11 protein-coding genes are annotated in these 11,697 nt (G+C 47.6%); 6 read left to right on the plus strand and 5 right to left on the minus strand.

Translation table 11 applies throughout. From position 1 onward, the window contains the following. Positions 1-2: 2 nt before the first annotated feature. The 3 genes from NL626_RS10030 to NL626_RS10040 form a co-directional block, all read right to left on the minus strand. Complete coding sequence (locus NL626_RS10030; protein WP_253657295.1) at positions 3-1,727, minus strand: putative 2-aminoethylphosphonate ABC transporter permease subunit; 1,725 nt, start codon at positions 1,725-1,727, stop codon at positions 3-5. Positions 1,728-1,735: 8 nt separating this feature from the next. After that, complete coding sequence (locus NL626_RS10035; protein ID WP_005395343.1) at positions 1,736-2,842, minus strand: putative 2-aminoethylphosphonate ABC transporter ATP-binding protein; 1,107 nt, start codon at positions 2,840-2,842, stop codon at positions 1,736-1,738. A 269-nt stretch (positions 2,843-3,111) separates the two neighbouring features. After that, positions 3,112-4,122, minus strand: coding sequence for a putative 2-aminoethylphosphonate ABC transporter substrate-binding protein (locus NL626_RS10040; protein ID WP_005384363.1), 1,011 nt, complete (start codon positions 4,120-4,122; stop codon positions 3,112-3,114). A 267-nt stretch (positions 4,123-4,389) separates the two neighbouring features. Between NL626_RS10040 and phnW the strand changes: the two genes are divergently transcribed. The 3 genes from phnW (at position 4,390) to phnX (ending at position 7,805) form a co-directional block, all read left to right on the plus strand. Beyond that, positions 4,390-5,493, plus strand: coding sequence for a 2-aminoethylphosphonate--pyruvate transaminase (gene phnW, locus NL626_RS10045; protein WP_253657296.1), 1,104 nt, complete (start codon positions 4,390-4,392; stop codon positions 5,491-5,493). Positions 5,494-5,519: 26 nt separating this feature from the next. Beyond that, positions 5,520-6,899: an aspartate aminotransferase family protein gene (locus tag NL626_RS10050; protein ID WP_253657297.1), complete on the plus strand. Its 1,380-nt coding sequence runs from the start codon at positions 5,520-5,522 to the stop codon at positions 6,897-6,899. Positions 6,900-6,989: 90 nt separating this feature from the next. Further along, entirely contained in the window at positions 6,990-7,805 is an 816-nt protein-coding gene (phnX, locus tag NL626_RS10055; RefSeq protein ID WP_253657298.1) for a phosphonoacetaldehyde hydrolase, read from the plus strand. A 76-nt stretch (positions 7,806-7,881) separates the two neighbouring features. Here the strand turns inward: phnX and NL626_RS10060 are convergent, their stop codons facing one another. Then, the gene (locus NL626_RS10060) at positions 7,882-8,910 is read right to left on the minus strand and encodes a LacI family DNA-binding transcriptional regulator (RefSeq protein ID WP_005463961.1); all 1,029 of its coding nucleotides are present in this window, start codon (positions 8,908-8,910) and stop codon (positions 7,882-7,884) included. 249 nt (positions 8,911-9,159) lie between these two features. Between NL626_RS10060 and NL626_RS10065 the strand changes: the two genes are divergently transcribed. The 3 genes from NL626_RS10065 to NL626_RS10075 all read left to right on the plus strand — a co-directional run bounded on the left by NL626_RS10065 (position 9,160) and on the right by NL626_RS10075 (position 11,224). Then, a complete protein-coding gene (locus NL626_RS10065; protein ID WP_006741283.1) occupies positions 9,160-9,603 on the plus strand; it encodes a PTS sugar transporter subunit IIA in 444 nt (147 codons plus the stop codon). Positions 9,604-9,670: 67 nt separating this feature from the next. Continuing rightward, on the plus strand, positions 9,671-9,958 hold the full coding sequence (locus NL626_RS10070; RefSeq protein WP_005463968.1) for a PTS sugar transporter subunit IIB: 288 nt from the start codon (positions 9,671-9,673) through the stop codon (positions 9,956-9,958). A 9-nt stretch (positions 9,959-9,967) separates the two neighbouring features. Beyond that, positions 9,968-11,224, plus strand: coding sequence for a PTS ascorbate transporter subunit IIC (locus NL626_RS10075; protein ID WP_005463995.1), 1,257 nt, complete (start codon positions 9,968-9,970; stop codon positions 11,222-11,224). Between the two features lie 123 nt (positions 11,225-11,347). On the opposite strand, the gene NL626_RS10080 is transcribed toward NL626_RS10075, so the two are convergent. After that, on the minus strand, positions 11,348-11,695 hold the full coding sequence (locus NL626_RS10080) for a hypothetical protein (protein WP_005464009.1): 348 nt from the start codon (positions 11,693-11,695) through the stop codon (positions 11,348-11,350). Positions 11,696-11,697: the final 2 nt, after the last annotated feature.

The raw sequence follows: 11,697 nt of genomic DNA on the forward strand, positions 1-11,697 counted from the left end.
CCTTATCTTTTGCGCCAAGCTTGTGTGCGATTTTCTAACAATTTACCCAAAGTCATCTGAACAATCTTCGCAATCGCGGCAGCCATCATGATCATCACAGCCATCGCTGCTGCAGCGCCAGTTTGACCTGCATCGTCCATATTCAGAATCGAGACCGAAGCCGGAATCGTATCAGTTGAGTAAAGGAATACTACCGCAGAAGTGGTGGTCAATGCATTAACAAACAAGTAAGTCGCAATGTCCAAAATCGCAGGTAAACATACAGGTAATGTCACTTTAAAGAACAACTTGTATTGAGGAAGCTTCACCGATGCCGCTGTGGCTTCAATCTCCGATGGCAACTGCTTTAGCGCTGTCAGGGCGGTCATGTGACCCACTGTGTAGTAATGCACTACCGTGTTAATCACCAAGAACGCCATGGTGCCATAAAGCACATTCAGAGGATTGTTCGCGTCATTGAAGTAAAAGATGTAACCCAAGCCAAGCACCATACCCGGAACCGCCATTGGCACCACGCTAAGCATTTGCATCACCTGACGAATTGGACCAAACGCACGCCCTTTCTCAATGCAGTAAGCACCGACAAAGATAATGGCTGTACCAATAACCGCCGTCCAACCTGCAAGTGTTAGCGAGTTGAAGAATGGGCTCCAACCGTAGGTGCTCATTTCAGCAAAGTTGTAGTTGTTTAGCGTCAGCGCTTTGTTCCAAGGCCAGAACGTAACTAACGAGCCATACACCGCCATACCCAAAACCGCCAACACTGCGATAGAAATGATGCTGCAGTAAACCAAACAAATGCTGTCGCGCGCTTTGTTGGGTTCTGGCTGATATGGCACCGAGCGAGTGTCAAATAAGCTCTTTTGCTTTTTCTGTACCCAGCGGTCTGCGCCGAATGCCATTACCGCAGGAAATAGCAGCATAATGCTGGTCACCGCACCCATGGCAAAGTTTTGCTGTCCCACAACTTGCTTGAAGATGTCAGTCGCCAGAACGTTATAGCTGCCACCAATCACTTTCGGCACACCAAAGTCCGTGATAACCAGCGTAAAGACGACGATAAGCGTACTGATCAAACCGTATTTCGCCGCAGGTAACGTCACCATAAAGAAGGTTTTGATGGGTGAAGTTTTAAGTGCGCGGGCTGCTTCATACAAGCGGGCATCAGAAGTGCGCAGCGAAGTGGTTAAGATCATCAATGCATGAGGGAACGTCCAGAAAATCAAACCCATCGAGATACCAATCACGCCGTAAATCGAGTTTCCTAACAGCATCTCTTTGGCAATGCCTTGATTACCGAAAAGGAAGATCAAACTGATCGCCGGCAACAACGAAGGCGCAAGAATTGGCGCAGTACCTAGGATTTGAAACAAACCTTTAAACGGCATGCATGAGCGAGTCAGCGCGTAGGCATAACCAAACGCAAGCACACCCACTACCGAGGTCACAATCACGCCCAAAGTGAAGGTGTTTCCCACCGACACCCACAAGCTTGAAGAAGAAAAGTACGTCGCAAAGTTTGCCAATCCGACAAATTCGCCATTGGCATTTTGCACACTCTTGGTCAACATTGCCCAAAGCGGCATTAAGATGAACAGCACCATCATGGTCGACAAACCAGCGAGCAAACCAAACAACACAAGGTTATCGCGGCTGACACGTCCGAGTAAGGATTTTGCTTTGTCTTGTGTGGTCAGGCTATTCATCGTCATTGTCTTCGTATCCATGTTTACACCTACGCTGCTAGCGCTTTATCAACCGAGGGCACGGCGTAACCATGCAGCCCTTCTTCAGCAAACTGGATGTAACGTACATCGCCCGCCTTGATATTGAGTTTTTGAACCGTTTCCACAGGCACATCCACTACGATGGTTTTCGTTGAGCTGTCGTTTTGCAATACGCAATCAATGCGGAAAAACGCCCCCAGAAACTCGGTTGCCGTAACTCGCACAGGTAAAGAGTTGTTGTAGTTTTCAACGAACTTGATGCTTTCAGGACGCACCGCAAGGTCGAAGCGGTCACCACGTTGGATCTTACGATTAGTCAAGCTTGGCGCTGGCATCAAGGTTTCAGCAATGCGCACTTGGGAGTCTGTTGCGACTGAAGTTTCTATAAAGTTCATGCTGCCGACAAACTCAGCGACAAAGCGCGTAGCTGGTTGTTGGTAGATCTCTTGAGGTGTGCCGACTTGCTCAATCACGCCATGGTTCATCACCACAATGCGATCCGCCATCGACAATGCTTCGTCCTGATCGTGCGTAACCATGATGGTGGTGATGCCCAGCTTACGTTGCAGCTTACAAATCTCGTCACGTAAGTGAACACGTACTTTTGCATCTAGCGCTGACAGCGGCTCATCAAGTAACAGTAAACCCGGTGACAACGCCAATGCACGAGCCAAAGCAACACGCTGCTGCTGACCACCAGAAAGTTGGTTAGGAAATTTCTCGCCAGAGGTTGGAAGACCAATGGTTTCTAGCCAGTAGTCCACCTTCTCTAACGCTTCTTTGGTCGACATGCCTTGGTTCTTCAAACCCACCGCAATGTTCTCTTGCACAGTTAGGTTCGGAAACAGCGCGTAAGATTGGAATACGATGCCGAAATCGCGCTTCTCTGGTGGTAGGAATGTGGTCTCTTGACCGTTTTGAAAAATCGCACCAGACGTTGGCAAGTCTAAACCTGCAATGGCACGTAATAGAGTGGTTTTACCGCAGCCAGAAGGGCCAAGAAAACAAACGAACTCGCCCTTTTCAATCGCTAGCGAGATTTTCTTTAATGCAGTGAACTGTCCGAATTGCTTCACTACATTTTCAATATTTAGGTAATGTTGGTTAGTTGACATAGCACACGCTCCAAATGGTATATACCAACTTTAATTTTGGAGTGTTACGTTCCAATGACAAATTTATAGCCAGAAGATGACAAATAGATGAAGGGAGATAAGGTTTGTTTAAGTGGTAATTAGAGATTCCCGACTTTCTTAAGTTCGTCATTCCAGCGAACCTAGGTGAGACTAGGAATCTACTTTCAGCAAACTTTGAAATAACAGAGAAAACAAAAAATCCACCTCAACCGAGGTGGATTTCAGTATTCAACTCAAAGCAAATTCAATTAAGACTTTGGCTCTGATTTCGCGTCAAACTTTTCAGACCAAGCCGCTAGAATCTCTGCACGCTTACTGCCCATTTGCGCGAAGTCCATCTTCGCCATGTTCTCTTGAACATTCGGGAAGTTAGATACTGTCGCTTTCACTTCTTTATGTGCAACCACTGGGTACATTTCTACGTAAAGCTCGTTTGCCGCTTTAGAGATTGACCAGTCGACAACACGTTTCGCTGCATCCGACTCTTTTACTAGACCAACAGCTTCTGATTCCCAGCCGATACCTTTTGGTGTGATAACCGCTAGTGGTGCACCTTGTGTTTTCAGCTTCGCGCCGCGGCTCGCCATCGAGATACCGATAGCCACTTCACCCATACCCGCTTGAACACATGGCTTAGAACCCGAGTGCGTGTAGTGTGCAATGTTCTTGTCTAAGTCACGCATGTAGTTCCATGCCTGATCTTCACCCATGTTTTGTAGCCAAGCAGAAACCTGCATGTAGCCAGTGCCTGAAGACGCTGGGTTCGGCATTGCAATGTGACCTTTGTAAACCGGCTTCGTTAGGTCTTCCCAAGACGTTGGTTTAGGCAGGTTAAGTTGTTTCGCTACCGCTTCGTTAAAACAAACTGCGTTGAAGAACGCATCGTTACCGAACCAAGCTTGGTTTGATTGAGGGTCGTTTAGGTTCGCGTGCAGCTCCTCCAAACCTTTTGGTGTGTAAGGCTTAAGAAGACCTTCATCTTTAAGCAGTGCCATTGACGAGCCAGCAAGACCCCAAACCACTTCCGCTTGAGGGTTGTTCTTTTCTGCCAGCAATTTCGCCGTCATGATGCCGGTTGAATCGCGAACCCACTTAATCTTGATATCTGGGTTATCTTTCTCAAACGCAGACTTGTATTTAGCAAGAATGTCAGTTTCGAAAGCGGTGTAAACCGTGACTTCCTGTGCTGCCATTGCATTCGTAGCTAGCAGAGAGACAAGTGCAGCCAGCGATCCTTTCATCAAACGGTTTTTCATCATTTTCTCCAGTTAATTTGGCTAAGTTTTCATTTGGTCTGTACCAGTTGACGGCATACACCCTACTGAGCCTTTGTGACGAAATCATGACCATTAAATGGCAGTTTTGAGAAAATTATCGATAAATAGGCGACCAACTAATCGGTGAAATTTTGGATATGAAAGTTTTATGAAATTCACTGAATGGCTATTTACGACCCTTTTTCATCCTTGTTAGAGTGAACTTAATTTCTGGTGTAGACCAATAAAATTATTCTGATGGAAATCGAGATGAAAAACGAATACCTACTACTGACTCCAGGTCCTCTATCTACTTCTGAAACAGTACGTGAAGCCATGCTAAAAGACTGGTGTACTTGGGATGATGAATACAACAAAGACATTGTAGAAGTGATCCGCACTAAGCTTGTAAAACTGGCGACGGAGCAAGACGGCTACACCAGCGTACTAATGCAAGGTAGCGGCACCGCATCAGTAGAAGCAACGATTGGCAGCGCCATTGGCAAAAATGGAAAATTGTTGGTTGTCGACAACGGCGCTTACGGTGCACGTATCGCTCAGATCGCTGATTACCTAAATATTCCATGCCATGTAGTTTCCCCAGGCGAAACATCACAGCCACACTTGAACGAGGTGGAAACTGCATTGGCATCGGATCCTACTATCACCCACGTCGCGATTGTCCATTGTGAAACAACTACTGGTATGCTGAATCCAATTGAGGCATTTGCCTCTGCTGCAAAAGCGCACGGTAAAGTGGTGATTCTCGATGCCATGTCGAGCTTTGGTGGTATTCCTATCGATATCGCTGAGCTAGGCATCGATTTTATGATCAGCTCAGCGAACAAATGTATCCAAGGCGTACCGGGTTTTGGCTTTGTGATTGCGAAACAAACTGAGCTCGAAAAGTGCCAAGGTCAGGCTCGCTCTTTGAGCCTTGATCTTTACGACCAGTGGCACTGCATGGAAGTGAACCACGGTAAATGGCGTTTTACGTCTCCTACACACACGGTTCGCGCTTTCTATCAAGCATTGTTAGAGCTGGAACAAGAAGGCGGCATTGAAGCTCGTCATAACCGTTACCAAACTAACCAGAAAACACTGGTTGCAGGTATGCGTTCTTTGGGGTTTGAGCCACTACTGAGTGATGACCTTCATTCGCCAATCATCACCTCTTTCTACTCTCCAACTCACAGTGATTATCAATTCAAAGCGTTCTACACGCGTTTGAAAGAGCAAGGCTTCGTGATTTATCCGGGTAAGGTGTCGAACGCAGATTGCTTCCGTATCGGCAACATTGGCGAAGTTTACCCAGCAGATATCGAGCGCTTAATCGGTGCGATTGAAAAAGCAATGTACTGGCAAGTTGCGTAAAGCAACCTTCTGATTGAGAGAGCGTTATGACTCAGAATATCAAACCGACCCATTTCCGTAGCGAAGGCGATGTCAACACGACACCAGCGCGCCAAGCTTGGAATGCATCGATGGATGACGAACGCACGCAAGCCTTGTTAAAGCGTGATTCAGAGGTATTTCTTCATCAAGCCATGTCGACACCTTGCTTAGATACCTTGGAAGCAGCAGAAGGCATCTACATCCAAGATGCTACCGGCAAAAAGTACATGGACTTCCATGGCAATAACGTCCATCAGCTGGGCTACGGTCATCCGCATGTGATTAAACGCGTGCAAGAGCAAATTGCTCAACTGCCGTTTTCACCACGTCGTTTTACCAACGAGACCGCGATTGAATGTGCCGAAAAGCTCACCCAAATCTGTGGCGGTGAATTGAACCGCGTGCTGTTTGCTCCGGGTGGCACATCTGCGGTTGGTATGGCTCTTAAACTAGCACGCCACATCACGGGCAACTACAAGGTGGTGTCTCTGTGGGATTCTTTCCACGGCGCATCGTTGGATGCCATCTCTGTGGGCGGCGAAGCGTGTTTCCGCCAAGGCATGGGACCATTAATGGCAGGCGTTGAACGCATCCCACCAGCGGTGTCTTACCGAGGCGCTTTTCCAGTAGCGGACGGCAGCGACGTACATTACGCCGACTACCTTGAGTACGTGATTGAGAAAGAAGGTGGCGTGGGCGCGTTTATCGCAGAAGCGGTTCGCAACACGGATGTACAAGTGCCAAGCAAAGCCTACTGGAAACGCATTCGAGAAATCTGTGACAAACACAATGTCATGCTGATCATCGACGACATCCCTAACGGCATGGGTCGCAGCGGTGAATGGTTTACCTACCAAGCCTACGACATCGAGCCAGATATGCTCTGCATCGGTAAAGGTTTGGGTGGTGGCTTAGTGCCTATTGCAGCCATGGTAACCAAAGACAAATACAACACCGCCGAGCAAATCTCAATGGGTCATTACACTCATGAGAAAAGCCCTATCGGTTGTGCTGCAGCACTGGCAACCATGGAAGCCATTGAGCAAGACGGCTTGCTAGATAAAGCCAAAGCCGACAGCCAGTTCATGCGTGAAAAGCTGCTGGAGATGAAAGCCAAATACCCAGTGATTGGTGATGTACGTGGCATCGGCATGTTGTGGGGCATTGAACTGGTTACTGACCACGAAAGCAAAGCGCTTGCGTATGACGAAGCGGAAGCTGTGTTGTACCAATGCCTCAACAATGGCGTGAGCTTCAAGGTATCGCAAGGTAACGTGATTCAACTCAGCCCACCGCTGATCATCACTCGAGAACAGCTGACAGAAGCGTTGGCGATCTTCGAAGAAGCGATCGCCAAAGTGTGTGAAGACTTTAACTACTTTTAAGGTCAACTGACCTCAACAAACACCAATTTATCCAGAGCGCCGTTTCAACGTGTAGGCAAGCGCTCTGGCAAGCAAGAAAAAGGATTGAACATGAGCAACTCACCAATTCAAGCAGTGATCTTTGACTGGGCTGGCACTATCGTCGATTTCGGCTCTTTTGCACCAACCAGTATCTTTGTGGAAGCGTTCAAGCAAGGATTTGATTTCGAAATCGATCTTGAAGAAGCGCGTGAACCAATGGGGCTTGGTAAATGGGACCACATCCAAGCTGTGGGTCGCATCCCTTCGGTTGATAAACGTTGGAATGAGAAGTTTGGGCGCTCAATGACCAGCGAAGACATCGACGCAATTTACGCAGCATTTATGCCTCTGCAAAAAGCAAAAGTGGCTGACCACGCAGAACCAATTCTCAATGCAATTGAAGTTGTGAACGGTCTGAAAGACAAAGGCATTAAGATCGGTTCTTGTTCTGGTTACCCGCGTGAGGTGATGGACGTATTGATTCCAGTTGCAGCGGATTACGGCTACCAACCAGATTATGTTGTCGCGACAGACGATCTGCCCCAAGGTGGTCGCCCTGCGCCGTTTATGGCACTGAAAAACGTGATTGAGCTTGGTGTAACCGACGTTAAAGCATGCGTCAAAGTGGACGATTCAGCACCAGGCATCTTTGAAGGTCACAATGCGGGCATGTGGACGGTGGGTCTGCTGCTTTCTGGTAACGAAGCGGGTCTGACATTTGAAGAATACCAAGCCGCAGACGAAGCAACCTTAGAGAAAGCTCGTGAAAAAGCACGCGCGAAGTTTATCAAGAGTGCACCTCACTACTTAATCGACACCATCTCCGATCTGCCAGAGGTGATCGTAGATATCGAACAACGCCTAGCCATGGGCGAACGTCCGTAGTTTTCGCTCGTGAATTCAGAATGTAAAAAGCCTCTCCATATTGAGAGGCTTTTTGTATTTATGGAAAGCGGAGGGGTCAATTAATCGCGGTACTTGCTCGACGCTTTAGCTTAAAGCCCATACTGGTCGGCCGTTCTTCTGGCTCACCTTTGATGGCATGTAACAGTTTTTCTGCCGCCTTGGTGCCCATGCGCTCGTAATCAAATTCTGCCGATGTCAAACTTGGGTAAGCGTGCTCCCCCATAGAAGAACCTTCAAGGCAAATAATGGCAATGTCGGTCGGGACTTTGAGAACGCGGCGATGGCACTCAAAGAGCGCACCAATTGCTATCTCCTCATGGCTACACACCAAAGCATTCAAGCTTGAATCGCGCAGCAATAACTTCGCCAATCCTTCCGCACCCAATTGTGAAGATGGCGCTTCATGAGTCGTCAGAAAATGATCTGGGGTGAGATAGTTTTCAATCATCGCACTTTGCCAACCGTGTAACTGGCGTTGCAACGTTGAGTGATTCCCGCGCGCCCCAATAAAACCAACGTTCTTAAAACCTTGTTCAATCAGGTGTCTGGTACAGGCCTTACCCACTTCGAAGTGATCCACGCCAATGTTGAGATAACTGGCCTTTGAGCTCAGTTCGGCAATCTCTAACACTGGCGTATTTGATGCCTCTAACAGTTGATGCGTTCGCTGACTATGCTCACTTCCAAACAGTACAACGCCCGCAGGACGGCTCTCTAAAAAGGTCGAAAGCAACTTTTCTTCTTGCTCAATCGAGTAGTCGCTGTAACCCAGTAATAATTGATAGCCCGCTTTGTTTAACGCCTGTTGGAAGCTTGGTAAGAAATGCGCGCATGCTTTTTCAAACAGTGACGGAATGATTAGAGCGATGGAATAACTTTCTGCAGATGCGAGTGCCCCTGCGGCTTTGTTCGGGATATAGCCGAGCTCATCAACCACTTGTTGAATTTTTTCTCTCAGCTTATCGGATACCAGCTCTGGCGTTCGTAATGCTCGCGACACCGTCATCGTGCCTACGCCTGCTTGTTTGGCGACATCAGCCAAAGTGACGTTGCCGGTACTTCTTCGTTTGCGAGGTTCGCTCATTGTTTTTATTTAATGTTCTCTAATTTCAGCTGCAACATCTTATCACAGCGCTTTAATGGTTTTGATATTAGCGCATTAGAACTCGAACACCAGCACATGAAACTTCGATGCCTGATAAAAATGATAGCGCTATCACAATTAATGATAGCGCTATCAGATAGCGCTATCATTTGTGATCACTCTCAGGTTTTTCTGGCAAATTGATCGATAAAGTACGCAGCAACAAAACAACAAATCGGAAACATTCCAATGCTACGTGAACTGATTACCTCTGATGTCATTCGCATCCATTCTGACGCAACCGACTGGAAAGATGCGATCAGCAAATCTTGTGAAGCTTTGATTGAAAATGGCGCGATAGAACCAAGTTACGCTGAAGCAATTTACCGCTCGCACGAAGAGCTTGGCCCTTACTACGTGGTAGGTCCGGGCATGGCGATGCCACACGCTCGCCCTGAAGATGGCGTTAACCGTTTGTCACTGGCGATCACGGTGATCCAAAACGGCGTCAATTTTAACTCTGAAGAAAATGACCCAGTAAAAATGCTGGTCACGCTAGCGGCAACGGACAGTAATAGCCACGTTGATGCGATTTCGAAACTGGCGGAATTGTTTATGAATGAAGAGCATGTAGAGGCCATCTGCAACGCTCAAAGCAAAGAAGATGTTCTTGCGATCATCGACAAATACTAAGTTTTACTCCTGACATACCCCATTCACAAATGGGTATACCCCCTATAAAAAAGAAAAGGTCTGAATTATGAAAATTATGGTTGTTTGCGGTCACGGTCTTGGTACTAGCCTAATGATGGAAATGAGCATCAAAAGCATCGTAAAAGAATTGAATGTCGATGCCGCTGTGGATCACATCGATCTTGGCTCAGCAAAAGGCACAAGTTGCGACATTTTCATCGGCACAAAAGACATTGCAGAACAGTTGGAAGCACTTGGCGTTGAGCAACGTATCGTAGCGCTTGATAACATGGTCGACAAAGTCGCAATGAAAGAGCGTTTATCTGTGGCACTTCAAGAGCTTGGCGCTCTATAAGGTGGCGTTATGGAATTCTTCAGTTTCTTAATGAACGATGTCCTATCAGAGCCAGCGGTTCTGGTCGGTCTCATCGCTCTAATCGGCTTAATTGCCCAGAAAAAACCAGTCACCGAGTGCATTAAAGGCACGGTAAAAACCATTCTTGGTTTCATCGTGCTTGGCGCAGGTGCAGGCTTAGTTGTGAGCTCGCTAGGCGACTTTGCGACGATTTTCCAACACGCATTTGGCATTACAGGCGTGGTTCCAAACAACGAAGCTATCGTCTCTATCGCGCAAGAAGCGTTTGGTAAAGAGATGGCGATGATCATGTTCTTCGGTATGTTGGTGAACATTCTGATCGCTCGTTTCACGCCGTGGAAATTCATCTTCCTAACAGGTCACCACACGCTATTTATGTCGATGATGGTGGCGGCGATTCTGGCATCTAGCGGCATGAAAGGTGTTCCACTGATCGCTCTTGGCTCTGTGGTTGTGGGTTCTGTAATGGTGTTCTTCCCTGCAATTGCGCACAAATACATGAAGCAAGTAACAGGCTCAGACGATGTTGCTATTGGTCACTTCTCAACGCTTTCTTACGTCCTAGCTGGTTTCATTGGCAGCAAGTTTGGTAACAAAGAGCACTCAACAGAAGAGATGAATGTCCCTAAGAGCTTGTTGTTCTTACGCGATACGCCAGTGGCTATCTCGTTCACAATGGGCATCATCTTTATGGTGACGTGTTTGTTCGCTGGCGGCGATTTTGTCCGTGAAGTCAGTGGTGGTAAACATTGGTCTATGTTTGCGCTAATGCAATCCATCACTTTCGCCGGTGGTGTGTACGTCATCCTGCAAGGTGTACGTATGGTTATCGCTGAAATCGTTCCTGCATTTAAAGGCATCTCAGACAAACTGGTTCCAAACGCAAAACCTGCACTGGATTGTCCGGTTGTGTTCCCATACGCGCCAAACGCGGTATTGGTGGGCTTCCTATCGAGCTTTGCAGCCGGTCTAGTGGGCATGTTCCTGCTGTACGTGATGGGTCTTACTGTGATTATCCCAGGTGTCGTTCCACACTTCTTTGTGGGTGCTGCGGCAGGTGTATTTGGTAACGCAACAGGTGGTCGTCGCGGCGCAATTCTAGGCGCGTTTGCACAAGGTCTACTGATTACTTTCCTACCTGTATTCCTAATGCCAGTACTGGGTGATCTTGGCTTTGCAAACACAACATTCAGTGATGCTGACTTCGGCGCGGTAGGTATCCTACTTGGTTTGATTGTTCGCTAAGTTTTCTCTCTGATGAATACGGAATTAGGCTCGTCGGCATTCATCTCTGAGAGGCTTTAGCCGTAGAAAACACTCAAAAAAAACGCCCCTCACGTGAGGGGCGTTTTTCTTATTGAGGCTATCTTATTGGGACAGCAACTTTCTCGTTGGTTCTTGCTCGGTGTACTCAACCGCATCGCTGGTGGAAAGCTTATCGACATCTTCTTGAGAGCCGGTCACCACCAACACTTGCTGTTTCACCAAAGCATCGACCACTTCAAGGTTGTTGTGACGAAGAAGCGCTCTCACTTCGCTTTCTTTCCCTTTGTGATATTTCACAAAATAGCGAGCCGGTTGTTGCTCTGCACTTGTTGGACGCTCATCCACAAGAGGAAAGCCTTGGTTGTTGGCAAGGCTGGTGGCGCTCATGCCAATCGCCAATAGCGCGGTCAAACTCCCCGCCGTTACGGAAAGTAAGGTCAGCTTCTTCATAG

The organism is Vibrio sp. Y58_MX_L22 (genome assembly GCF_024181865.1).
Lineage (GTDB): Bacteria > Pseudomonadota > Gammaproteobacteria > Enterobacterales > Vibrionaceae > Vibrio > Vibrio alginolyticus.